Consider the following 25,207-nt stretch of genomic DNA (forward strand, 5'->3'; position numbering starts at 1 on the left):
CCACGCGATCCGGATGTTTTGAGTGAAGGTGCTCAGATCCGAGAAGTTGAACAGTTCACCTAAGTCGAGCAGTTGCTGTTGCAGAGACATAAAAAATCCGATGCCAGGGATCTGACATCGGATTTTCGGGGAAGCCCCGTCAGGGCTCAAATGCTTAAGTGAACAGCATTACGCCAAGGCCGGGTTTTTTTGCGCGCCGTGTTGGCCTACCGGGCAAAAAAAGCCCGCCATATGGCGGGCCAAGGACTGCTCCGCAGGAGTGCGAAGTCTTCAGGCGTGTCTTGCCACGCTGTGCCAACCTGCCTGGCGGGTTACCTCGCCAATCACCAGAATGGCCGGTGCGCGAAGTTGAAAGGTTTGCGCCGCATGCAGCAAGCCACCCAGCGTGCAGAACTGTTCACGTTGCTGTGGTAGCGAGGCATTCTCGATCATCGCCACCGGCATGCTGGCCGGCATCCCTCCGGCCAACAGGCCATCGCGAATATCGAGCAATCTGGCTACTCCCATGTATACCACCAGGGTGGTGCCGCCCTGGGCCAATGCGGCCCAGTTCAGCGGGCTGTCGTCCAGGGTATGCGCGGTGACCAGGGTTACCCCACGCGCGACACCGCGCAGGGTCAGGGGGATATCGCAGGCGGTGGCGCCCGCCAGTCCAGCGGTGATGCCGTTGACCAGTTCCACTTCGATACCCTGGGCGCGCAACCAGTCGGCTTCTTCGCTGCCACGGCCGAAAATGCACGGGTCGCCGCCTTTCAGGCGTACCACGCATTTGCCCTGGCGTGCGTAGCGCAGCATTAACCGGTGGATAAACGCCTGGGGTGTGGAGCGGCAGCCACCACGCTTACCGACCGCCAGTACACGGGCCTGCGGGCAGTGCTCCAGCACGGCGGGATTGACCAGATCATCGGTCATGACGATCTGCGCCTGGTTGAGTGCTCTGACGGCTTTGAGGGTCAGCAATTCCGGGTCGCCGGGGCCAGCACCTACCAGCCAGACTTTTGCGTTCATCGTGTGCTCCTCGTGCAAGGGGATACGCCAGTCAGGCGCTGACTGGCAGTGCCTGGCTGGCCAGCAGGCGCTTGATTTCTGGAACACAGGAGCCGCACTGGCTACCACAGCCCAGTTGTTCCTGTAGTTCGGGCAACTTGAGACCGTCGGCAATGCCTTGTATGACCGCGGCTTCACTGACGTTGCGGCAACTGCACAGGGTTTTGCCCAAGGTGCAGGCCGTATTGCCGGGCGGGGTGCTCAGCGGGGCCAGGAGCCAGCGCCGCAGTTGTGCGTCGGCCTCACCGCTGTGCCACAGGCCTTTCAGCCAGTGCCTGGCAGCAGTCTCGCCGGCCAAACGGATGGTGTGGATACGTCCCTGTTCGATACGTACACGCTTGCCAACCCGGCGCCGCGGGTCGTCATAGGCCAGAACGGGGCCCTGCTGCAGTTGCAGGCGTTGATCGAGTTGCTCCAGCCATTCGCTTTGCGGCGCGACCAGGCTGCCGGCGTTGATCTGCAGTGCGGGTCGTTCATGCCCGGTGAGGTTGAAGCTGGCGTAGGTGAAACCATCGAACAACGGGCGCAAGGCATTGAAGTGTGCCTGGATATCACCCTCGACCAATACATAGAGTTCCCAGGGCAGGACCAGTTTACTGATCTGGATGGCGCTCAATTTGAGTTCCGGCTGCTTGGAAAGTGGATCATAGGCCGGCTGGGTGAGTACGTTGCAACCCAGTCCATTGAGGAAACGATCGCCCCAGTGCATCGGTAACCAGGCCTGGCCGGGACGCAAATTGGTATCGCCGAGCACCGGCAGGACCAGGCTGGCCCGGCGGCTGCGTACCTTGACCAGGTCGCCGTCCTTGAGCTGACGGCGGCGCAGCTCATCCGGGTGCAGGCTCAGGCAGGCCTGCTCGACATGCCCGAAGGCGCTGGCCAGGGTGCCGGTACGGCTCATGCCGTGCCAGTGATCACGCAAGCGGCCCGTGTTGAGGAGCAGCGGAAAACGTGCATCGCGTTGTTCGCAGGGCGCACGGTAAGCCTCGCTGATGAAGCGGGCACGGCCACTGGCGGTGGCAAAACGCAGGTCCTCATACAGGCGCGGCGTGCCTTGGCGGGCGCCGACAGGCAGTGGCCACTGTTGCGGGCCCTGGCTGTCGAGCAGGGCATAGCTCAGCCCGCCGATATCCAGGTCGCGGCCCAGGGTCAGTCCGCGGTACTCGTTGAACAGTTCCTCGGGCTGCTGGAAGGCGAACAGGCTGGGTTGTCCGGGGCGCAGCAGGTTTTCCAGGCGACGGGCAACGTCGCAGGCAATCGCCCAGTCTGCCCGCGCCTCACCCGGTGCGGGTATGGCTGCACGCACATGGCTGATGCGCCGCTCGGAGTTGGTTACCGTGCCTTCCTTTTCTGCCCAGCTGGCAGCCGGCAGCAGCAGATCGGCATAGGCACAGGTTTCGGTGTGTGCGAAGGCCTCCTGGACGATCACGAAGGGGCATTCGGCGAGTGCCTGGTGGACTTTTTGCTGGTCGGGCAGCGATTGTGCCGGGTTGCTGCAGACGATCCACAGCGCCTTGATGCGCTGCTGGCGCACGGCCTCGAACAGTTCGATGGCGGTCAGCCCGGGTTGCTCGGGCAACTGAGCAACCTGCCAGTAGTCGGCTACCTCGGCGCGGTCCTGGGGGTTGGCCACCTGGCGGTGACCGGGCAACAGGTTGGCCAGGCTGCCGGTTTCCCGTCCGCCCATGGCGTTGGGCTGTCCGGTTAGTGAAAAAGGCCCGCAACCGGGGCGGCCGAGGGTGCCAGTGGCCAGGTGCAGGTTGATCAGCGCATTGTTCTTGGCGGTGCCAGCCGTGGACTGGTTGAGCCCCATGCACCACAACGACAGGAAGCGCGGTGCCTGGGCGATCAGTTGTGCGCAGTGCTGCAGGTCGTCCAGGGAGATGCCGCAGATGTCCGCGACAGCGGCGGGTGTATAGTCGCGCACTAGTTGCTTGAGTTCGGCAAAGCCTTCGGTATGCGCGGCGATGAACGCCTGGTCGAGGGCATCTTCCCAGAACAGCAGGTGCAGAATGCCGTGAAACAGCGCGACATCGGTACCCGGCAGGATGGCCAGGTGCAGGTCGGCCAGGCTGCTGGTGTCGGTGCGCCGCGGATCAATGACGATGATGCGCATTTCAGGGCGGCGTGCCTTGGCCGCTTCCAGGCGGCGGAACAGCACCGGGTGGGCATGCGCCATGTTCGAGCCGGCGATCAGCAGGCAATCGGTCAGCTCGATGTCTTCGTAGTTGCACGGTGGTGTATCGCTGCCCAGGCTGCGCTGGTAACCGACCACGGCGCTGGACATGCACAGGCGCGAATTGCTGTCGATATTGTTGGTGCCGATCAGCGCGCGGGCCAGCTTGTTGAAGGCGTAGTAGTCCTCGCTCAACAACTGCCCGGATACGTAGAAGGCTACGCTGTCCGGGCCGTGCTCACGCACGGTGTCGGCAAAGCGTTGGGCGGCATGTTGCAGTGCACTGTCCCAATCGCAGCGGCTGCGCGGCAGGCTTTTGCCCAGGCGCAGCTCGGGATACAGGGCGCGTGCCGCCGGGTCGCCACTGCGGTGCAGGTTGGCGCCCTTGCTGCATAGCCGGCCCAGGTTGGCCGGATGCTGCGGATCACCCTGTACGTTGTGGATGCGCTGCCCGTCATGCTCGATCAGCACGCCGCAGCCGACGCCACAGTAGCAACAGGTAGAGGCGGTGGTATGCAGGGTCATGGCATTACTCCGGCGATCTACGCCTGACAGCCTTGGGGCCCGTGTTGGGCGAAAAGCGCCGAACGCGTTCAGTGGCAGGCGCAGTCGCGCTGTTTTTCCAGGCAGAGCAGTACCCGGCCGTTTTCCACCTTGGCCGGATACTTGTGTGCGCAACCTTCGTCGGGGGCCAGCGCTTCACCGTTTTCCAGACTGATCTGCCAGCTGTGCAGCGGACAGGTCACCTGCTTGCCATGCACCAGGCCCTGAGAGAGCGGGCCACCCTTGTGCGGGCAACGGTCACGCAGAGCGAACACCTGGTCATCGGCGGTGCGGAAAATGGCAATGTCGCCTTTGCTGCTGGCGACGATGCGCGAGCCCAGCGGGTTGATTTCGTCCAGCGCGCAGATATCCATCCAGTTCATGGGTCGTACTCCAACAGAGAAAAGGTAGGTAACGGTCCACCGTAGGCGGGCCGGCAAGGTCAGGCGGTTTCCAGTTGGGTGACCGGGATGCGTTCGAATTCTTTCTTCAGCGCCGGACTGTGGATGCGCTCTTGCCAGGGGTCCTGCTCCAGCGACAGCGCGTAGCGCAGGCGCTCGGCCAAGGCCTTACGGTTGACTTCGTCTTCCAGCACGGCTTTCTTGATGTGCTCCATGCCGACGCGCTGCATGTAGTGCACGGTGCGTTCCAGGTAGAAGGCTTCCTCGCGGTACAGCTGCAGGAAGGCGGCGCTGTATTCGCGCACTTCCTCGGCACTCTTGAGCTTGACGAAAAACTCCGCTACCTCGGTCTTGATACCGCCATTACCGCCGATATACAGCTCCCAGCCGGAGTCCACGCCGATGATGCCGATGTCCTTGATGCCCGCTTCTGCGCAGTTGCGCGGGCAGCCGGAGACGGCCAGCTTGACCTTGTGCGGCGACCACATGTTGAACAGGTCGTGCTCCAGGTCGATGCCCAGCTGGGTCGAGTTCTGCGTGCCGAAGCGGCAGAACTCGCTGCCCACGCAGGTCTTCACGGTACGGATGGACTTGCCGTAGGCGTGGCCGGAGGGCATGTCCAGATCCTTCCACACACCCGGCAGGTCTTCCTTCTTGATGCCCAGCAAATCGATGCGCTGACCACCGGTGACCTTGACCATCGGCACGTGGTACTTGTCGGCGACGTCGGCGATGCGGCGCAGCTCGGACGGGTTGGTCACGCCGCCCCACATGCGCGGGACTACCGAGTAGGTGCCGTCTTTCTGGATGTTGGCGTGGGCGCGTTCGTTGATCAGGCGCGACTGCGGGTCGTCCTTGGCCTCGCCCGGCCAGGTGGAAATCAGGTAATAGTTGAGTGCCGGGCGACAGGTGGCACAGCCGTTGGGTGTTTGCCAGTCCATGAAGGTCATGGCGTCGCTCAGGCTGGTCAGGTGGTGGTCGCGGATGGCTTTGCGTACCTGGCCGTGGGTCAGCTCGCTGCAGCCGCAAATGGCTTTCTCGCTTTTCGGCTTGACGTCTGCCGCACCGCCGACGGTACTGATGAGGATCTGCTCGACCAGGCCGACGCAGGAGCCGCAGGAGCTGCCGGCCTTGGTGTGCTTCTTGATCTCGTCCACCGAGAACAGGCCGTTCTCCTGGATGGCCTTGACGATGGTGCCTTTGCACACGCCATTGCAGCCGCACACTTCCATGCTGTCGGGCATGTTGGCGGCGCTGCTCTGGCCCTGGTGGCCAACATCCCCGGTGGTACTTTCGCCAAACATCAGGTGGTCGCGAATGGCCGCGACATTGGCCTGTTCACGGATCTGCCGGAAATACCAGCCGCCGTCGGCGGTATCACCATACAGGCAGGCGCCGACCAGCACGTCATCCTTGAGCACCAGCTTCTTGTAGACGCCGCCGATAGGGTCGGAGAGGGTGATGGTCTCGGTGCCTTCGCCGCCCATGAACTCGCCGGCGGAGAACAGATCGATACCGGTGACCTTGAGTTTGGTGGAGGTCACCGAGCCCTGGTAACGGGCAAAGCCGAGCTGGGCCAGATGATTGGCACACACCTTGGCCTGCTCGAACAGCGGCGCGACCAGGCCATAGGCAATACCGCGGTGACTGGCGCATTCGCCGATGGCATAGATGCGTGGGTCGTAGGTCTGCAGGGTGTCGTTGACCAGGATGCCGCGGTTGCAGGCGATGCCGGCCTGTTCCGCCAGTTCGCTGTTGGGGCGGATGCCGGCGGCCATTACCACCAGGTCGGCAGGAATCACCTCGCCGTCCTTGAATTTGACCGCGCATACCCGGCCGTCGCCGTTATCCAGCAGCTCGGCGGTGTGTTTGGGCAGCAGGAAGTTCAGGCCACGCTGCTCCAGTGACTGCTGGAGCAATGCGCCGGCGGTACGGTCGAGCTGGCGTTCCAGCAGCCAGTCGCCGATATGTACCACGCTGACGTCCATGCCGCGCAACTTGAGACCATTGGCGGCTTCCAGGCCGAGCAGGCCGCCGCCGATGACTACGGCATGCTTGTACTGCTTGGCGGCGTCCATCATCGCCAGGGTGTCGGCGATGTCGCGGTAGCCGATCACGCCCTGCAGGTCCTTGCCGGGAATCGGCAAGATGAAGGGCAACGAGCCGGTGGCCAGGAGCAGGCGGTCATATTCGGCACTGCTGCCGTCATCCGCGACTACCCGACGGTTGCGTCGGTCGATCTGCACCACCTTGCGGCCCAGGCGCAGGTCGATGTCGTGTTTGGCGTACCAGTCGAGGTCGTTAAGGATAATTTCTTCGAAGGTCTGTTCGCCCGCCAGCACCGGTGATAGCAGGATGCGGTTGTAATTGGGGTGCGGCTCGGCGCCGAACACTGTGATGTCGTATAGATCCGGGGCTATCTTGAGCAGCTCTTCCAGGGTGCGTACCCCAGCCATGCCGTTGCCGACCATCACCAGCTTGAGTTTTTTCATCGTCCTCACCGTCATGCCTTGCGGATGTTGAGCCTGCTTGGCTGCATCTGTTCCTGGAATGCAGCTGGCCAGGGAGCGATCTCCGTGTGCCGCAGTGTGTCGGGGCTTAAGCAGGAACTGTGCCGTTATTTAAAAATGCTTTTAAAACAGTTAGTTACTTTGTTTATTGAGCGTTTTGACAAAACACCGAAGCGCGTGCAGGGCGGTCTTGGTGCGAGGTGGCGAGCCAGGGATGGGCGTCTGCTTCACGTTGGTGCAGGTGCGCGGCTGTCAGTGCAGCAGGGCAATCAGCAACAGCAGGTTGCCGAGCAGCGCCAGCAGGGCAATGCCTTGCCAGAGGCGTAATGGCTGGCGTATCAGCCAGGGTTGAGCCGTGTGCCGTAATGGCCGCCGTTCGCCCTGTTGCAGGGCATGCTGCCAGTGCTCGGCGGACTCGTAGCGTTGCCTGGGGTCGGCGTGCAGGGCATCGAGCAGCAGGGCGTCGACCCAGTCCGGTAGTTCCGGACGGTAGCGACTAGGTGGCTTTGCCACGCCGAAGCGTGGTCGCTGAAACGCTTCGATCTCACCGTAGGGATAGTGTCCGGTGAGCAGCCGGTACAGGCCTACGCCCAGCGCATAGAGATCCTGCTGGCTATGCGGTGCGGCGCCGGCAAACAGTTCCGGTGCCAGGTAGCTGGGGGTGCCGGCCCCCGCTGGGGGAGCTTCCGGATGCAGGCCTGGGCAGTAGGCCAGGCCGAAGTCCACCAGGTAGAGGCGGCCCTGCGCGTCCAGCAGCAGGTTGTCCAGGGTCAGGTCGCGATGCACGATGTGGCGTCGTTGCAATTGGCCGAGTAACCCGAGCATGGCGCGCATGAGCTCCAGCCAGGGCGCCAGACGCCAGGGCCCCTGTTGCTCGAGCAGCGTGCTGAGTGGCTGGGCATCGAGTTGCCGCTGAACGAAATACAGGTGGCGACGCCCAGGCATGTCGTGCAGGTCGGCCACAGACTGGCCTGCCAGGCGACGCATCAACCACTCTTCGTGGAGCAGTGCCTGGCGTGCCGCACTGTCGGTCGCCAGTTCTTCCGGCAGGGTCTTGAGCAGCCAGGGCAGCCCCTGCGCATCACGTACCCGATACAGCACGGCCTGGCGCGAGCGGCGCCACAGCGCCTCGACCTGCCAGCCTTCGAAGTGCTGGCCGGGCTGCAGGCGTGGCGGGGTTGGCCAATCCTGCCGTTCTTGCAGTTCCGCCGCCAGTTCGTTTTCGGGTACTCCCAGTACATGCACCAGCAGAGCGCTGGCGTTGTCCTGGCCACCATTGCGCAATGCGCTGTCGACCAGGGCCTGGCAGGTAGCCTGGCAGTCGTGACCGGCGGCGAGCAACTGGCTGATCTGGCTGTCTGCCAGGTAAGCCCAGACGCCATCGCTGAGTAGCAGGTAGCGTTCACCGGGTTGCAGACTGCCTTGCTGGTAGTCCACCTGCAGGCTTTGATCCAGCCCCAGGGCACGTCTGAGTACGTGCTGCATGTTGGCTTGTGGCCACACATGGTCCTCGGTAAGGCGCTGTAAGCGGCCATCGGCGTAACGGTAGATGCGGCAATCACCGATGTGCGCCAGGGTATAGCGACGACCGCGCAAGACCAGACAGCTGAGGGTGGTCAGCAGACTCTGCCCAGGGGCCTGGGCCAACAGCCAGCGGTTGTGTGCCTGCAGCAAACGCTCCAGAGACTGCGTTGCCGGCCAGGTTTCCGGCGTGGCGTAGTAGTCCATCGCCAGCGCCTGCAAGCTGCTTTGTGCGGCCAGTGCACCATCGCTGCACTGGCTGACGCCGTCGGCCATGGCCAGTAGATAGCCTTTGCTGCTGGCCAGGGCGGGCGCCGGGGTGACCACGCGCAAGGCGTCCTGGTTATCACGCCGTGGCCCGCGCTGGCTGGCTTCACCAAGGGCAAGTTGCAGTGTCATGCCTGGCCATCCCCGGCTGCTGGTCGGTCATGCCAGTCTGCCTCACACGCGTGCGGCGGTCATGGCCGAACTGCCCCAGGTGCTGCGCCAGCGACGCTTGACGCTGAACAGGCCGATCCAGGCCAGCACGCCAAGGCTGGCGAACAGCCACAGGCCCAGCTGATAGTCGCCGCTGGCCTGCTTGATGGCACCCAGGCCGGCGGCCAGGCAGAAGCCGCCGATGCCACCGGCCATGCCGATCAGCCCGGTCATCACGCCGATCTCGCGGTGGAAGCGTTGCGGCACCAGCTGGAACACTGCGCCGTTACCGGCGCCCAGACACAGCATGGCGACCACGAACAGCGCCAGTGCGGCGCTGGCGCTGGGCAGGTTCACACCGACCACGGCGATTGCCAGTGCGGCTACCGTGTACATCACCAGCAGCGAGCGAATGCCGCCGATGCGGTCGGCCAGCGCGCCACCCAGTGGGCGCATCAGGCTGCCGGCGAAGACGCAGGCCGCCGTGTAGTAGCCGGCCTTGACCGGGTCGAAACCGTACTGGTCGAAAAAGTAACCGGGCAAGGCACTGGCCAGACCGAGGAAGCCACCAAAGGTCACGCTGTAGAAGAACATGAACCACCAGCTGTCCTTGTCGGCCAGTGCCTTGAGATAGTCACCCAGGGCTTTGGGGGCAGGACGGGTGGGGGCGTTCTTGGCCATGCCGGCGAAGATCAGCAGCGTCAGTAGCAGTGGAATCAGCGCCAGGCCGAACACGTTGTTCCAGCCGAACAGGGCCGCCAGGCCAGGCGCGAACAGCGCGGCGAGGACCGTCCCGGAATTGCCGGCGCCGGCGATGCCCATGGCCTTGCCCTGGTGCTCGGGCGGATACCATTGCGAGGCCAGCGGCAGGGAAACGGCAAAAGAGGCGCCGGCAAAACCGAGGAATAGCCCCAGCAGCAGCGCCTGCTCGAAGCTGTGGATGCCATGCAGCCAGGCGACCGCCAGGGCAAGAATCACCACCACCTGGCCAAACAGCCCGGCGGACTTGGGCGAGGTGCGGTCAGCGAGGATGCCCAGTACGAAGCGCAGAATGGCTCCGGCGAGAATCGGTGTAGCGACCATCAGCGAGCGTTGCTGGGTTGTCAGCCCCAGGTCGGCAGCAATCTGCACGCCCAGCGGGCCAAGTACGTACCAGACCATGAAGCTCAGGTCGAAATAAAGAAAGGCGGCAAACAGGGTCGGTGGGTGGCCGGCTTTCCAGAAACTTGTGTGCATGGCGTACCTCGGTATCAGCGATAGAGGGCCCCGTACCGTAGTGGCTAGCGTGCGTGGCACTAGACACTACGGTGCGGAGAGACGCCGACTTGTGGCCGGCGGGGTGTGGCGAGACCACCTTTGGCTTGTCAGGCAAGCGGGCAAGGCACCGGCTAGCCGGATAGGCTGGTCGGTGGCCCCGGTAACGGGGCGGCACAGGAGGTGCTGACAAGCGCCTGCACGATTCCTAGCGGGCAGCCGCCTGGCTGCTGCTGTGGCAGGTTTAGCAAGTCTCGGGCCAACAGGCTGGAGGGCCCGTTGCGGCTGGGGTTGCAGCAGGGGTGAGGCGCGCAGGTGAGGCGTTGGGTGCGCGCTGCTGGGGCGTCAGCAACGTGCCGGTGCGCGCGGTTTGCCCCGTGTTGGTGCTGTGTCAGGCGAGGCGATCGGCCTGGCTAAAGCGTTGCTGCAGCGCCTCGGGCCAGGGGCTGACCCGCGACTGGGTGTAGTCGTAGAAGACAAAGCCGGACTTGGCCAGGGCGATCAGCGTGCCGTCGGCAGGACGGCTGATGCGGAAGATGATATCGGCTCCGTATTTGTTGAGGTCCATCATGCCGACTTCGAACAGCAACTGATCGCGCGCATAGGCTTCGGCGCGATACACGGTGGCCAGGTCGGTGACGATAATCCCGATACCTTGCGGGTTGACTTCGGCGATGGCATAGGCGTGCAGAAAGCGCGCGCGGGCCTCGGAGATCATCGAGATCAGCGCGTCGTTGGCCAGGTGATTGGCGCCATTGATGTCAGTGACGCGCACGCTGAGCGAGGTGCTGAAACAGAACAGCTCTTCAGGGAAATCGAGGGTCAGGCGGGCCATGGTGTTCTCTCGGCAGACAGGGCGGCCATTGTATACCGCCTGGCAGTCGTGGCACGCCACGACTGCCAGCTGCTTCAGGCGGCAGGGCGCTGCTGGCGCTGGTAGAGAAATTCCAGGACGGCACTGCGATAGGCGTGGTATTGCGCGTCGTTTGCCAGTGCCAGGCGGTCGCGTGGGCGCGGCAGGTCGACCTGCAGGATGTCGCCGACCGTGGCGGCGGGACCATTGCTCATCATCACGATACGATCGGAAAGCAGTACCGCTTCATCGACATCATGAGTGACCATCACCACGGTGCTTTGCGTTTGCGTGACGATACGCAGCAGCTCATCCTGCAGGTGAGCGCGGGTCAGCGCGTCCAGTGCCCCGAACGGCTCATCCATCAGCAGCACCTTGGGTTGCATGGCCAGGGCGCGGGCGATGCCGACCCGCTGCTTCATGCCGCCGGATATTTCGTTGGGGTATTTGTGGCTGGCATGGCTGAGCCCCACCATCTGCAAGGCTTGCTCGGTACGTGACTTGAGCTCGGCCTTGCTGTGGTCGCGCCCGAAGACGCGCTCCACGGCCAGGTACACGTTGGCAAAGCAGGTCATCCAGGGCAGCAGACTGTGGTTCTGGAAGACCACTGCACGTTCCGGGCCGGGGCCGTCGATTTCTCGGCCATTGCAGATCAGGCCGCCGCTGTCGGCATCGAGCAGGCCAGCAATCAGGTTGAGCACCGTCGACTTGCCGCAACCTGAGTGGCCAATCAGTGCCACGAACTCGCCACGGGCGATACTCAGATTGACATCGCTGAGCGCCTGGAAACGTCCCTGCTTGGTATCGAAGTGTTTGCTGACCTGGCTGAGTTCTACGAATTTTTCCATGAGAATATCTCCTGCGCCTGCCGTGGCAGGCGTGCTGGGTGAGGTCAATCAGCTGGCATAGTCGAAGCGTTTGGCCAACCAGACGAGGCTCTGCTCCAAAGCCAGGCCGACCAGGCCGACGATGATGATTGCGATGAGGATGTGTTCGACGTTGAGGTTGTTCCACTCGTCCCACACCCAGAAGCCGAGGCCTGTGCCGCCAGTGAGCATTTCCGCGGCGACGATCACCAGCCAGGCGACACCGATGGCCAGGCGAATGCCGGTCATCAGATGGGGCAGCACCGCCGGGAAAAGGATGCGGGTGAGTACCTTGAACTCGGAAAGCTTGAGCACCCGGGCTACGTTCAGGTAGTCCTGTGGCACGCTGGCCACGCCGGCGGCCGTGTTGAGAATGATTGGCCAGATGGAGCTGATGAAGATCACCCAGATCGACGCCGGGCCGGCAGCCTCGAACACCAGCAGGCCGATCGGTAGCCAGGCCAGCGGAGATACGGGACGCAGCAGGCTGATGATCGGCGAGAGCATGCCGTTGAGGAAGGCGAAGCGGCCAATGGCGAAACCCAGCGGGATGCCGACCAGTGCGGCAAGGCCGAAACCAATGCCGACGCGGCCCAGCGAGTGCAGGATGTTCCAGCCGATGCCCATGTCATTCGGGCCGTTGTCATAAAAGGGGTCGGCAAACAGCAGCAGGGCCGCCTGCCAGGTCGACCAGGGGCCGGGTAGGCCTTCACTGCGGCTGGCAATCGCCGCCCATACCAGAAGGAACAGCAACAGGCCCAAAAGGGGCGCTAGCACGGCGCGCGCCAGATTGAGCAGGGTGCTGCGTGAAGGGCTCAAGCGCTGCCAGGCGCTCACCGGCTGAGGAACTGGCGCAGGGACTTTCAGGGGCGCATTCATGGTCTGGCTCCAGGTCAGGCGTGGATGGCAAAGGATTGCGCATAGCCAGCCGGATCGCTGCCATCCCAGCGCTGACCGTCGATCAGTGTGCTGCTACGCAGGACGCTCTCGGGTACGGCCAGGCCCAACTGGCTGGCGGCTTCGCCATACAGCGTGGTCTGGTTGACCTGGGCGGCCAGGCCGGCATAGTCGGGCTGCTCCTTGAGCAGGCCCCAGCGCTTGAACTGGGTGAGGAACCACATGCCGTCGGAGTGATAGGGGAAATTGACCTGGCCCTCGCGGCAGAAAGCCATGGCGTGTTCATCCTGCCAGCTGTTGCCCAGGCCATCTTCGTATTGAGCCAGAAAGCGCGGTTCGATGACCTTGAGCGGAGCGTTTACATAGGCCTTGCCGGAAATCAGCTTGGCCGTGCTGCGCCGATTGGCCTCGCTGGCTTCGATAAAGCGGCTGGCATCGAGGATGGCCATGATCAGCGCGCGTGCCGTGTTGGGGTGTTGCTCGATAAAGGCGCGGGTAGTGCCGAGAACTTTCTCCGGATGGTCCGGCCAGATCTGTTGGGTAGTGACGGCCGTGAAGCCGATACGGTCGAAGATTGCCCGGGCGCCCCAGGGCTCGCCTACGCAGAAGCCATCCATGTTGCCGACGCGCATGTTGGCGACCATTTGCGGTGGCGGTACGGTGATGGTTTTTACGTCGCTCAGTGGGTTGATGCCCAGGCTGCCCAGCCAGTAGTACAGCCACATGGCATGGGTGCCGGTGGGGAAGGTCTGGGCGAAGGTCAGGGGTTTGCCACCTTGCTTGAGGTGAGCGGCTAGTTGTGCGCCGTTTGTGACACCGGCTTCACGCAGCTGTTTGGAGAGGGTAATGGCCTGGCCGTTCTGGTTGAGGCCCATGAGGACGGCCATGTCTTTCTGCGGTCCGGCCAGACCCAGTTGCGCGCCGTACATCATGCCGTACAACACGTGGGCGGCGTCCAGTTCGCCAGTGTTGAGCTTGTCGCGTACGCCTGCCCATGAGGCTTCCTTGCTCGGGGTGATGTGCAAGCCATATTTCCCGGCAAAGCCCTGGGTAGCGGCTACCACCAGAGAGGCGCAATCGGTCAGCGGGATGAAGCCGACTTTCAGGCTGGTTTTTTCCGGGGCATCGGAGCCGGCCGCCCAGGCGGCACTGCGCAAGCTGTTCGGAGCGGCCAGGCCCAGGCTGGTAATACCACCTACGGCACCGGCCAGGGCAATGGATTTTTTTAGAAAGCTGCGGCGGCTCTGGGCCTGGGGTTTGTCACGCTCGGTCATGGCAAAGTCCTTCTGTCTTAACGGCGCCTGGCTAGGCAGGAGCGCCACCTTTTCTTGTTGTTGTGGGTGGCGGTGACAGGAGGTTTGCAAGGTGCGGGCCAGCCGCTCCATAGCAGCTCGAAGAAATTTTCAGGGGTAGATAAAAACCTTTTAAAACAACAGGCTGGCTACCTATTGCGAGGTATTCGTTAACGCTGGGCGTGGCTTGTCGGGCGCATGCAAGAGGAGTCTATGGACAGAATGGCAGGCTTATGGGGAGGCAGCATCGCTGGATGCTGCCTTTTTTTGGTGCGTGCTAGCTGGATTTGCGCGGGCTGGCTGGCAGCAGGCCATCGGCGCGGAACATCGCCTTGATGCCGCGGATCGCCTGACGGGTGCGATCAAGGTTTTCGATCAGAGCAAAACGCACGTGGTCATCGCCGTAGTCGCCGAAGCCCAGGCCCGGCGAGACGCAGACCTTGGCCTCCAGCAGCAGCTTCTTGGCGAACTCCAGCGAGCCCATATGGGCATAGGGCTCGGGTATCTTGGCCCAGATATACATGGAGGCCTTGGGCTTCTCCACCATCCAGCCGGCTTCGTGCAGGCCCTTGACCAGCATGTTGCGGCGCTGCCGGTACTGCTCGGCGATATCGCGCACGCATTGCTGGTCGCCTTCCAGGGCGGCGATGGCTGCGACCTGCAGCGGGGTGAAGGTGCCATAGTCGTGGTAGCTCTTGATCCGCGCCAGGGCGCTGACCAGTTCAGGGTTGCCGACCATGAAGCCGATCCGCCAGCCGGCCATGTTGTAGCTCTTGGACAGGGTGAAGAACTCCACGGCGATGTCCTTGGCGCCCGGCACCTGCATGATCGACGGAGCTTTCCAGCCGTCGTAGACGATGTCGGCGTAGGCCAGGTCGTGGATCACCAGCACGTCATACTGCTTGGCCAGGGCTACCACCCGCTCGAAGAAGTCCAGCTCCACGCACTGTGCGGTGGGGTTGGAGGGGAAGCCGAGGATCATCATCTTCGGTTTCGGGATAGCTTCGCGGATGGCTCGCTCTAGCTCGGCGAAGAAGTCCACGCCCGGTATCAGCGGCACCGAGCGCACCTGAGCGCCGGCGATCACCGCGCCGTAGATGTGGATGGGATAGCTCGGGTTGGGTACCAGCACGGTGTCGCCGTGGTCCAGGGTGGCCAGCATCAGGTGCGCCAGGCCTTCCTTGGAGCCGATGGTGACGATGGCTTCGCTTTCCGGGTCGATCTCCACGTCATAGCGGTCCTTGTACCAGCGCGAGATGGCGCGGCGCAGGCGCGGGATGCCGCGGGAGGTGGAGTAGCCGTGGGTGTCTTCGCGCTGGGCGACCTGCACCAGCTTCTCGACGATATGCGGCGGGGTGGCGCCGTCCGGATTGCCCATGCTGAAGTCGATGATGTCCTCGCCACGGCGGCGGGCGGCCATCTTCAGTTCGGCGGTGATGTTGAAAACGTAGGGGGGCAGACGATCGATGCGCGCAAAGCGGCGCTTGGCATGTTCAGCCATGATTTCCTCAGCAGACGTAAGCGCCCGGAACCGTCCGAGCGACGTTGGCCAGTAGGCTGGCCAGGTGGCGACAATACGATTGCCGCCACGAATCTGGCAAGTGCTCGTCAGTGATTGATACGCTGGTGCAGCTGCTGGGAGAGTGCCGCCAGGCGCTGTCCGAGTTCGCTGAGTTCGCCCTGCGCGGCGAGCAGCTCGGCGCTGGCTTCGCGCTGGCGTTGGCTGGCGGCGCGCTGGCTGGCACTGTGTTCGCGCACTTCGACCAATTGGCTGTGCGCGTTATCCAGGGTCTGCCGTTGCTCGGCAATGGAGCTGGATATCTCGGCGCTGCGTGCGGCGTTATCGAGAATGGTGCTGCCTGCCTGGCCTACCTGGTTGACGCCGGTTGCGACAATCCCCTGCGAGGCTTCCAGCACGCCCTGCACCGTATCGGCTGTCTGGTTGCTGCGTTGCGACAGGTTGCGTACTTCATCGGCAACCACGGCAAAGCCTCGGCCATGTTCGCCGGCGCGTGCTGCTTCAATGGCGGCGTTAAGGGCCAGCAGATTGGTTTGCTGGGCGATGGCACTGATCATTTGCATGGCTTCGGCAATGCGCTGGTTGCTTTGCTCGATAGCCTGCATGCTCTGCTCGGCATCACCCATGCGTGCGGCGCACTGTTGCATTTGTGTGGTGCTTTGCTCGGTCTGCTGGTTGAGTTGCTGCATGTGTGTGGTGCTGCTGGCCAGCTGCTGCAGGACTTCGTGCACGGCGGCATCCAGTTGTTGCATGGCGTCGGCCTGGTGCTGTACGTCCTGGTCTATGCTCTGACAACGCTGGCGGATGCCGCCCAGGGTGTCCTGTAATTGCTGGGCCATGTGCAGCAGGCTGTTGGCGCCTTGGCGTACTTCTTCGACGAGACTGCCCAGTTGCTCCTGGTTACGGCTGGCCTGGGCGGCGTTGCGTCGTGCCTCCTCCACACCTTCAGCTGCTTCGCCAAAGGCTTGCTGGCGTAAGCGTGCCGTGTACCACTGGGCGAGCCACAAGGTGAGGATCGGCAGGAGGAAGCCTGAGTAAGTGTTGACGGCTGCGTCGCGTGGGCTTAGCTCGAAGACCGGTAGGTTGGCGCCACTGCGCTCCAGGCGAATTAGCCAGAATACGAACAGTGCTTGCAATAAACCCCAGACAGCTGCACTGCGTGGCCCTGCCATCAGGTAGGCGAAAACGATCATTACCGCCGGCCAGTACAGGTGTGCCGAATGCAGGCCGCCCAGCTGGTAGATGAGAATCATCGAGTAACTGGCCATGCAGGTCAGTGCCACGTTGGCTACGGCGGCTACCGGCAGCCAGGCACTGCGCAACAAAAACAGCATCAAGGGCATGCCCAGCACCAGCAGCAGCGAGCCATAAGCTAGGGCTTCATTACCCAGGCGCCCCCACTTGATGCAGCTGTAAAGGCCGATGAGCAGGCTGCACAGGCCACTGAAGGCGAGTGTGCGAGCTTGCAGGATGCTGGCTTGGTCGGTCAGTTGTGACGGAATGAATCTGGCGAGAAGACCCTGTTGCATGAAGAAACTCCATTCATGTGCCTTGTGCAGTATCGGCATAGGGCAGGGGGGACTTGAGCGGCAAATGTGCCAAAACAGCGCACTTCGTGATTAACCATAAGCGAAATGCGCCGTAATGCCAGTGTGAGGTCTGACAGTGTGTTGTCCGGCAGGCCTTGTCGGTCTGGAAGGGATGACAAGGCCGGGTTGGATCAGTTATGGAGTTGTTCGGCGGCGTGCAGGGTGTTTTCCAGCAGGCAAGCGCGGGTCATCGGACCTACACCACCGGGGACCGGGGTGATCCAGGCGGCACGTTGCGCTGCGCTGGTGAAGTCAACATCGCCAACCAGTTTGCCATCGGCCTGGCGGTTGATGCCCACATCGATGACGATGGCGCCTTGCTTGATCCACTCGCCCTTGACCAGTCCCGGCTTGCCCACCGCCACCACGACAATGTCGGCCTGGGCGACATGGCTGGCCAGGTCTTTGGTAAAGCGGTGGGTAACCGTGGTGGTGCAGCCGGCCAGCAGCAGTTCCAGGGCCATGGGGCGGCCAACGATATTGGAAGCGCCAACGATGACCGCATGCAGGCCGTGTAGGTCGGCACCGGTGCTGTGTAGCAGGGTCATGATGCCCTTGGGGGTGCAGGGGCGCAGCAAGGGCATGCGCTGCGCCAGGCGGCCAATATTGAAGGGGTGAAAGCCGTCTACATCCTTGTCTGGGCGAATACGTTCTAACAGCTGCGAGGCGTCGAGATGAGCAGGTAGGGGCAGTTGCACGAGAATGCCATCGATCTGCGTGTCGGCGTTGAGCTGGTCGATCAGTGCAAGCAGCTCCTCCTGCGTGGTGCTGGCAGGGAGGTCATGCGCCCGTGAAACGAAACCGACTTCTTCACAGTCCTTGCGCTTGTGCGCTACATAGACTTGCGAGGCAGGGTCGCTGCCGACCAGGATCACCGCCAGGCCGGGGGCGCGTAAACCTTGCTGGTGGCGCTCGGTGACTCGTTGGGCAATCTGCTGGCGCAGGCTGGCGGCAATGGCTTTGCCATCGATCAGTTGTGCGGTCATGAAGCTGCTTAACCATGCTGGGGCTAAAAAGGACGGCTATTCTCGCACGATGACCAGAACTGGCAAAGGCACTCGCCAGTTGCTGATGTTGTGTCAGCGGAAAGTGTGCTCGGAGCTGGCCAGGCTGCTGGACGAAAATTCTTGCGGCTACGTAACTGGCTGAAATTTTTATTTTTTCTTGTTGACGCTGAGCAGGCGGCTGAGTAACATGCGCCCCGCTTGTCGAGCACAGCCTGCGCTGGGTTAGATGGCACTCTGGACTGGTAACAGTTTGTAGAGCCAAAGCTTTGAGTCTGCGCTCAGCTAAGAATGCAGATTGATAAGCGCCCGTAGCTCAGCTGGATAGAGCATCCGCCTTCTAAGCGGATGGTCGCAGGTTCGAGTCCTGCCGGGTGCGCCATTGGCTCGCAGGGTAAGCAAAGCGGTAACGCAATATGGTGGGCGTAGCTCAGTTGGTAGAGCACAGGATTGTGGCTCCTGGTGTCGTGGGTTCGATTCCCATCGTCCACCCCATATTCGAGAAAGCGCCAGGCTAAGCCTGGCGTTTTCGTTTCCGGCAAGACCACGCGGACGTGGTGAAATTGGTAGACACACCAGATTTAGGTTCTGGCGCCGCAAGGTGTGAGAGTTCGAGTCTCTCCGTCCGCACCATCTCTTCCTTTTATATAGCCAATTTCGGTTGTAGCGGCCTGCTTCATTGCGCGCGCGTGGGTGACTTCTTTTTCGCAAGTCTCTAGAATGCGTGCCCTTGATTCTGGGAGCCGGTGCGGCCGGCCTACGTCTGTGCAACGAGGGATATCCATGCAAGTTTCTGTTGAAAGCACCTCCGCTCTTGAGCGTCGTCTGACCATTGGCGTTCCGGCCGAGCGTATCGAGAGTGAAGTGACCAAGCGCCTGCAGCAAACTGCACGCCGTGCCAAAGTGCCTGGTTTCCGTCCCGGCAAGGTGCCGATGAGCGTTATTCGTCAGCGCTATGAGGACAGTGCTCGTCAGGAAGCGCTGGGCGATCTGATTCAAAGCAGCTTTTACGAAGCCATCGTCGCCGAGAAGCTGAATCCGGCCGGTGCGCCTTCCGTGGAGCCCAAGGTGTTCGAGAAAGGCAAAGACCTCGAGTACGTGGCTACGTTCGAGATCTATCCGGAAATTCAGGTGGCCGGTTTCGAGGGCATCACGGTCGAGCGCCCGCAGGCTGAAGTCAGCGAGGCGGATGTGGACAACATGCTGGACATTCTGCGCAAGCAGAATACGCGCTTTGAAGCCGTGGAGCGTGCTGCTGAGAATGGCGACCAGTTGAACATCGACTTCGTCGGCAAGATCGAGGGTGAGGCTTTTGCGGGTGGTTCGGCTAAGGGGACTGCCCTGGTGCTGGGTTCGGGTCGCATGATCCCGGGTTTTGAAGATGCACTGGTGGGTGCCAAGGCCGGCGAAGAGCGCGTAATTACTCCGACCTTCCCTGAGGACTACCAGAATCTCGAACTGGCTGGTAAAACCGCCGAATTCACTGTGACGGTCAATGCTGTAGCTGCACCGGTTCTTCCGGAGCTCAACGAACAGTTCTTCGCACTGTTTGGTGCGAGCGAGGGTGGCCTGGAAGGCTTCCGCGCCGAAGTGCGCAAAAACATGGAGCGTGAGCTGCGCCAGGCTATCAAGTCGAAGGTCAAGAATCAGGTGATGGAAGGCCTGCTGGCTGCCAACACGGTTGAGCTGCCCAAGGCGCTGGTGGCCAATGAAGTGCAGCGTCTGCGTGTGCAGGCCGTGCAGCAGTTCGGTGGCAACATCAAGCCTGAACAGCTGCCTGCTGAGCTCTTCGAAGAGCAGGCCAAGCGTCGCGTCAGCTTGGGACTGATTATTGCTGAGGTGGTCAAGCAGGCTGAGCTGAAGCCCGATGATGCGCGCGTTCGCGAGTTGATCGAAGAAATGGCTTCGGCCTATCAAGAGCCGGAGCAGGTCGTGGCCTGGTACTACAAGAATGAGCAACAACTGGGTGAGGTTCGCTCGGTTGTGCTGGAAGAGCAAGTTGTAGATACTGTCCTGCAGAAGGCTAAGGTGACCGATAAGCCGGTTTCCTACGAAGAAGCAGTCAAGCCGGCCGCCGCACCTGGTGCTGCCGAGTAAGTACCTAGCTTCCTTCGAGTTGAACATAAGCCAGCGGATTCGCTGGCTTATGTGTCTTAGCGACATGAAAAACCATTAGGGAGCGATCGCCGGACATGTCCCGCAATTCTTATCTGCAGCAAATGCCCGAAATTCAAGCAGCCGGTGGCCTGGTGCCCATGGTGGTCGAGCAGTCTGCCCGTGGCGAGCGTGCCTACGATATCTATTCTCGCCTGCTCAAGGAGCGGGTGATTTTCCTGGTTGGTCAGGTAGAAGACTACATGGCCAATCTGGTGGTAGCTCAGTTGCTGTTCCTTGAGGCGGAGAATCCGGACAAGGATATTCACCTCTACATCAATTCACCGGGTGGCTCGGTTACCGCAGGCATGTCGATCTACGACACCATGCAGTTCATCAAGCCTGATGTCTCGACTATTTGTATCGGCCAAGCCTGCAGCATGGGTGCCTTGCTGCTGACGGCGGGTGCCGCTGGCAAGCGCTATTGTCTGCCCCATTCGCGGATGATGATTCACCAGCCATTGGGTGGTTTCCAGGGACAGGCCTCGGATATCGAGATTCATGCCCGGGAAATCCTGACCATCCGTGACCGCCTCAACAAGGTCCTGGCTGATCATACCGGGCAGCCGATTGATGTCATTGCTCGCGATACCGATCGCGACAACTTCATGAGTGGCGATGAGGCGGTCAAGTACGGCCTGATCGATCAGGTGCTGAGCAAGCGCCCGGTTATTGGCTGACAGGTCGTCAGGAAAATGATGCTACGGCGGCCAATGCCTGCCAGGCAGGGTTGAAAATACCCGGGCTAGCCGCCATCTTGTGTTTTAGGCCTATCGGATTGGATCAATCGAATGACTGATACCCGTAACGGAGAGGATAACGGCAAGCTGCTGTACTGCTCGTTCTGTGGCAAGAGCCAGCACGAAGTACGCAAGCTGATTGCCGGTCCTTCCGTGTTCATTTGCGACGAGTGCGTCGACCTGTGCAACGACATCATCCGCGAGGAGGTGCAGGAAGCTCAGGCTGACAGCCAGGCGCACAAGTTGCCCGCTCCGCGTGAGATCAGCGCCATCCTAGATCAGTATGTGATTGGTCAGGAACGTGCCAAAAAGATTCTTTCGGTGGCGGTGTACAACCACTACAAGCGTCTCAACCAGCGTGACAAGAAAGATGAGGTCGAGCTGGGCAAGAGCAATATTCTGTTGATCGGTCCTACCGGCTCGGGCAAGACCTTGCTTGCCGAGACGCTGGCGCGTTTGCTCAACGTACCCTTTACCATTGCCGATGCCACTACGCTCACTGAAGCGGGTTATGTCGGTGAGGATGTCGAGAACATCATCCAGAAGCTCTTGCAAAAGTGCGACTACGATGTCGAGAAGGCCCAGATGGGCATTGTCTACATCGATGAGATCGACAAGATTTCGCGCAAGTCCGATAACCCCTCGATCACCCGTGATGTATCGGGTGAGGGTGTGCAGCAAGCTCTGCTCAAGCTGATTGAAGGTACGGTGGCTTCGGTGCCTCCGCAGGGTGGTCGCAAGCACCCGCAGCAGGAATTCCTGCAGGTGGATACGCGCAATATCCTGTTCATTTGTGGTGGGGCTTTTGCTGGTCTGGAGAAAGTCATCCAGGGGCGCTCTACCAAAGGTGGTATCGGTTTCAATGCCGAGGTGCGTAGCCCGGACAGTGGCAAGAAGGTCGGTGAGGCCCTGCGTGATGTGGAGCCGGATGATCTGGTCAAGTTTGGTCTGATCCCTGAGTTCGTTGGTCGTCTGCCGGTGATTGCCACCCTGGATGAACTGGACGAGGCGGCGCTGATGCAGATTCTCACCGAGCCGAAGAACGCGCTGACCAAGCAGTACGCTCGTCTGTTCGAACTGGAGGGTGTTGAGCTGGAGTTTCGTGCTGATGCGCTCAAGGCAGTTGCCCAGCGTGCGCTGGAGCGCAAGACCGGGGCACGTGGCCTGCGCTCGATTCTCGAGAATGTGTTGCTGGATACCATGTATGACATTCCCTCGCAGGAGGGTGTCAGCAAGGTTGTGGTTGATGAAAGCGTGATCCAGGGGGCTTCCAAGCCACTGTTGATCTACGCCAGTAATGACCTGCCGGCCAAGGCCGCACCCGACGCGTAATGAAACAAAAGGGGCCTGTTGGCCCCTTAGTTTTATGGGCGCGCGGCTTGTTTTTTTCGCCAGCCATCCCCATCTTGGCTGCATAAGATCCTGTCTTTATCGACCTTCCGGTCGCCGCAGAGCTGAATATATGAATACAACCATCGAATTGCCCTTGCTGCCGTTGCGTGATGTCGTGGTTTATCCGCACATGGTCATTCCTCTGTTCGTTGGACGCGAGAAGTCCATCGAGGCGCTTGAAGCTGCGATGAATGGCGACAAGCAGGTCTTGCTGCTGGCACAGCGCAACCCGGCGGATGATGATCCGGCTGAGGAGGGGCTGTACCGTATGGGTACGGTAGCCACCATCCTGCAATTGCTCAAGCTGCCTGATGGCACGGTCAAGGTGTTGGTCGAAGGGGAGCAGCGTGGCGCCGTCGATCACTTCGATCTGTCCGGCAGCTATGGCCAGGCCTGCGTCAGCTTGCTGGAAGAGGCTGAACCGGCTGAGCGTGAGGCTGAGGTATTTGTGCGCAGCCTGCTCGGGCAGTTCGAGCAGTATGTGCAGCTCAGCAAAAAGGTGCCTGCCGAAGTCTTGGCTTCGCTGAGTGCCATTGATGAGCCCGGACGCCTGGTGGACAGCATGGCGGCGCACATGGCGCTTAAGATCGAGCAGAAACAAGGCATCCTGGAAAAGGTAGAGCTGTCCGAGCGTGTCGAGCATGTGCTGGCGTTGCTGGATGCTGAGCTGGATCTTCTGCAGGTAGAAAAGCGCATCCGTGGCCGGGTGAAGAAGCAGATGGAGCGTAGCCAGCGCGAGTACTACCTGAATGAGCAGATGAAAGCCATTCAGAAGGAGCTGGGCGAGGACGAGGACGGTCATAACGAAATCGATGAGCTGAAAAAGCGCATCGAGGCGGCCGGCATGACGGTCGAAGCCAAGGCCAAGGCGACTGCTGAGTTGAACAAGTTACGCCAGATGTCACCGATGTCGGCAGAAGCGACCGTGGTGCGCTCCTACCTGGACTGGCTGATCAATGTGCCCTGGCAGGCGCACAGCAAGGTGCGTCTGGATCTGGCACGTGCCGAGGAAATCCTCGATGCTGATCACTTCGGTCTGGAGGAGGTCAAGGAGCGCATTCTCGAATACCTCGCTGTGCAGAAGCGGGTGAAGAAGCTCAAGGGGCCGGTGCTGTGCCTGGTCGGTCCGCCAGGTGTCGGCAAAACCTCGCTGGCCGAGTCCATTGCGCGTTCCACCAATCGCAAGTTCGTGCGCATGGCCCTGGGGGGGGTGCGTGATGAAGCAGAGATTCGTGGGCATCGACGTACCTACATCGGCTCAATGCCGGGACGCCTGATCCAGAAACTGAGCAAGGTAGGGGTGCGCAACCCACTGTTCCTTCTGGATGAAATCGACAAGTTGGCCAGCGATATGCGGGGTGACCCTGCTTCGGCTTTGCTGGAAGTGCTCGATCCGGAGCAGAACCACAACTTCAACGATCACTACCTGGAAGTCGATTACGACCTTTCCGATGTGATGTTCCTGTGCACGGCCAACTCCATGAATATCCCGGCGCCCTTGCTGGATCGCATGGAAATCATTCGTTTGCCCGGGTATACCGAAGACGAAAAAGTCAGCATTGCCGTACGCTACCTGGTGCCCAAGCAGACCCAGGCCAATGGCCTGAAGAAAGGTGAGTTGGCCTTTAGTGAGGCCGCAGTGCGCGACATCATTCGTTACTACACCCGAGAAGCGGGCGTGCGTGGCCTTGAGCGGCAGATTGCCAAGGTGTGCCGCAAGGTGGTCAAGCAGCAGGCTGGCAATAAGCGCATCGCCTTGACCCTGCAGCCAGATGACCTGGAAAGCTACCTGGGGGTAGCCAAGTTCCGTTTTGGTCTGGCGGAGCAGGAAGATCAGGTAGGGCAGGTTACCGGCCTGGCCTGGACACAGGTCGGTGGCGAGCTGTTGACCATCGAGACCGTTGTGGTGCCGGGCAAGGGGCAGTTGATCAAAACCGGTTCGCTAGGGGATGTCATGGCTGAGTCCATGACGGCAGCGCTGACCGTGGTGCGCAGCAGGGCGCGGAGTCTGGGTATTGCTACAGACTTTTACGAGAAGCATGACGTGCATATTCACATGCCCGAGGGGGCAACGCCGAAGGACGGCCCGAGTGCCGGTATCGGTCTGTGTACGGCACTGGTCTCGGCGCTGACGAAGATTCCGGTGCGTGCCGACGTGGCAATGACGGGTGAAATCACCCTGCGTGGCCAGGTGCTGGCCATTGGCGGGCTCAAGGAAAAGCTCCTGGCCGCACATCGTGGCGGCATCAAGACAGTGATCATTCCGGAAGAGAACCTGCGCGATCTCAAGGACATTCCCGAGAACATTCGCCAGGACCTGCAGATCAAAGCGGTTAAATGGATTGACGAGGTCCTGCAGATTGCGTTGCAATACGCCCCGGAGCCCTTGCCCGATGCGGCTCCCGAGATGGTTGCAAAGGATGACAAGCGCGAGCCTGATTCCAAGGAGCGAATCAGCACGCATTAGCCGGGGGGCTTTGTTGACACTATTTCCGAGCCCTTGTTATAAAGCCGCTCACGCGTGTCAGCAGGCCAACCAGCGCCCGCTTTGCTCACACCAAAATCAAGAAACAATCCAATAGGAATTAAAGGGGACTTAGAGTGAACAAGTCGGAACTGATCGATGCCATCGCCGCATCTGCTGATATCCCGAAAGCTGTTGCTGGCCGTGCGCTGGATGCAGTAATCGAATCCGTCACTGATGCCCTGAAGGCTGGTGATTCCGTGGTACTGGTTGGCTTTGGCACCTTCGCCGTTAAAGAGCGCGCTGCGCGCACTGGCCGCAACCCGCAAACTGGCAAGCCGATCAACATCGCTGCTGCCAAGATTCCGGGTTTCAAAGCGGGTAAAGCACTGAAAGACGCCGTCAACTGATACGCGTCGCTCAGCCTTTGCCCTGTCAGCTGGCATGTTCCAGCTGACAGCGAAGCGGCAAGCTAGCTTGCCGAGGGGCGCGGAACCGAGTCCCATCCGCTTCGCAACTTGCTAGAAGGCGCATCCTAGGATGCGCCTTTGTTCTATTTAGAATCTAC

Annotated in this window: 18 protein-coding genes and 3 tRNA genes; 8 read left to right on the forward strand and 13 right to left on the reverse strand. The window is 61.3% G+C overall.

The features are described 5' to 3' along the window. Positions 1-270: 270 nt before the first annotated feature. The 13 genes from cobA to folD form a co-directional block, all read right to left on the reverse strand. The gene (gene cobA / locus CFY91_RS05605) at positions 271-1,008 is read right to left on the reverse strand and encodes a uroporphyrinogen-III C-methyltransferase (RefSeq protein WP_093985370.1); all 738 of its coding nucleotides are present in this window, start codon (positions 1,006-1,008) and stop codon (positions 271-273) included. A 31-nt stretch (positions 1,009-1,039) separates the two neighbouring features. Then, the gene (locus CFY91_RS05610) at positions 1,040-3,748 is read right to left on the reverse strand and encodes a nitrate reductase (RefSeq protein ID WP_093985371.1); all 2,709 of its coding nucleotides are present in this window, start codon (positions 3,746-3,748) and stop codon (positions 1,040-1,042) included. Positions 3,749-3,816: 68 nt separating this feature from the next. After that, on the reverse strand, positions 3,817-4,149 hold the full coding sequence (gene nirD, locus CFY91_RS05615; RefSeq protein ID WP_093985372.1) for a nitrite reductase small subunit NirD: 333 nt from the start codon (positions 4,147-4,149) through the stop codon (positions 3,817-3,819). Between the two features lie 59 nt (positions 4,150-4,208). Further along, complete coding sequence (gene nirB / locus CFY91_RS05620; protein WP_093985373.1) at positions 4,209-6,659, reverse strand: nitrite reductase large subunit NirB; 2,451 nt, start codon at positions 6,657-6,659, stop codon at positions 4,209-4,211. Positions 6,660-6,929: 270 nt separating this feature from the next. Next, entirely contained in the window at positions 6,930-8,597 is a 1,668-nt protein-coding gene (locus CFY91_RS05625) for a bifunctional protein-serine/threonine kinase/phosphatase (protein ID WP_093985374.1), read from the reverse strand. A 42-nt stretch (positions 8,598-8,639) separates the two neighbouring features. Next, positions 8,640-9,851, reverse strand: coding sequence for a nitrate/nitrite transporter (locus tag CFY91_RS05630; RefSeq protein ID WP_093985375.1), 1,212 nt, complete (start codon positions 9,849-9,851; stop codon positions 8,640-8,642). Between the two features lie 409 nt (positions 9,852-10,260). Then, a complete protein-coding gene (locus CFY91_RS05635; RefSeq protein ID WP_093985376.1) occupies positions 10,261-10,704 on the reverse strand; it encodes a thioesterase family protein in 444 nt (147 codons plus the stop codon). Positions 10,705-10,778: 74 nt separating this feature from the next. Further along, positions 10,779-11,570: an ABC transporter ATP-binding protein gene (locus CFY91_RS05640; RefSeq protein WP_093985377.1), complete on the reverse strand. Its 792-nt coding sequence runs from the start codon at positions 11,568-11,570 to the stop codon at positions 10,779-10,781. Positions 11,571-11,618: 48 nt separating this feature from the next. After that, on the reverse strand, positions 11,619-12,467 hold the full coding sequence (ntrB, locus tag CFY91_RS05645) for a nitrate ABC transporter permease (RefSeq protein ID WP_093985378.1): 849 nt from the start codon (positions 12,465-12,467) through the stop codon (positions 11,619-11,621). A gap of 14 nt (positions 12,468-12,481) precedes the next feature. Further along, complete coding sequence (locus CFY91_RS05650) at positions 12,482-13,759, reverse strand: CmpA/NrtA family ABC transporter substrate-binding protein (RefSeq protein ID WP_093985379.1); 1,278 nt, start codon at positions 13,757-13,759, stop codon at positions 12,482-12,484. 295 nt (positions 13,760-14,054) lie between these two features. Further along, positions 14,055-15,278: an alanine transaminase gene (gene alaC / locus CFY91_RS05655; RefSeq protein ID WP_165765303.1), complete on the reverse strand. Its 1,224-nt coding sequence runs from the start codon at positions 15,276-15,278 to the stop codon at positions 14,055-14,057. 107 nt (positions 15,279-15,385) lie between these two features. After that, complete coding sequence (locus CFY91_RS05660) at positions 15,386-16,864, reverse strand: methyl-accepting chemotaxis protein (protein ID WP_093985381.1); 1,479 nt, start codon at positions 16,862-16,864, stop codon at positions 15,386-15,388. 152 nt (positions 16,865-17,016) lie between these two features. Continuing rightward, positions 17,017-17,871 carry a bifunctional methylenetetrahydrofolate dehydrogenase/methenyltetrahydrofolate cyclohydrolase FolD gene (folD, locus tag CFY91_RS05665; RefSeq protein ID WP_093985382.1) on the reverse strand — a complete coding sequence of 285 codons (855 nt, stop codon included), beginning with the start codon at positions 17,869-17,871 and terminating at the stop codon, positions 17,017-17,019. Between the two features lie 323 nt (positions 17,872-18,194). Between folD and CFY91_RS05670 the strand changes: the two genes are divergently transcribed. The 8 genes from CFY91_RS05670 to hupB all read left to right on the forward strand — a co-directional run bounded on the left by CFY91_RS05670 (position 18,195) and on the right by hupB (position 25,049). Next, a tRNA-Arg gene (locus tag CFY91_RS05670) sits at positions 18,195-18,271 on the forward strand. Positions 18,272-18,308: 37 nt separating this feature from the next. Further along, positions 18,309-18,384 (forward strand) — tRNA-His (locus CFY91_RS05675). A gap of 53 nt (positions 18,385-18,437) precedes the next feature. Then, positions 18,438-18,522, forward strand: a tRNA-Leu gene (locus CFY91_RS05680). Between the two features lie 150 nt (positions 18,523-18,672). Further along, the gene (gene tig / locus CFY91_RS05685; RefSeq protein ID WP_093985383.1) at positions 18,673-19,986 is read left to right on the forward strand and encodes a trigger factor; all 1,314 of its coding nucleotides are present in this window, start codon (positions 18,673-18,675) and stop codon (positions 19,984-19,986) included. 95 nt (positions 19,987-20,081) lie between these two features. Then, complete coding sequence (gene clpP, locus CFY91_RS05690; protein WP_093985384.1) at positions 20,082-20,723, forward strand: ATP-dependent Clp endopeptidase proteolytic subunit ClpP; 642 nt, start codon at positions 20,082-20,084, stop codon at positions 20,721-20,723. A gap of 111 nt (positions 20,724-20,834) precedes the next feature. Further along, the gene (gene clpX / locus CFY91_RS05695; RefSeq protein ID WP_093985385.1) at positions 20,835-22,115 is read left to right on the forward strand and encodes an ATP-dependent Clp protease ATP-binding subunit ClpX; all 1,281 of its coding nucleotides are present in this window, start codon (positions 20,835-20,837) and stop codon (positions 22,113-22,115) included. 130 nt (positions 22,116-22,245) lie between these two features. Continuing rightward, positions 22,246-24,642: an endopeptidase La gene (gene lon, locus CFY91_RS05700; RefSeq protein WP_093985386.1), complete on the forward strand. Its 2,397-nt coding sequence runs from the start codon at positions 22,246-22,248 to the stop codon at positions 24,640-24,642. 134 nt (positions 24,643-24,776) lie between these two features. Continuing rightward, on the forward strand, positions 24,777-25,049 hold the full coding sequence (gene hupB, locus CFY91_RS05705; protein ID WP_093985387.1) for a nucleoid-associated protein HU-beta: 273 nt from the start codon (positions 24,777-24,779) through the stop codon (positions 25,047-25,049). The last annotated feature ends 158 nt before the right edge of the window (positions 25,050-25,207 follow it).

The organism is Pseudomonas fluvialis (assembly GCF_002234375.1).
Taxonomy (GTDB): Bacteria; Pseudomonadota; Gammaproteobacteria; order Pseudomonadales; family Pseudomonadaceae; genus Aquipseudomonas; species Aquipseudomonas fluvialis.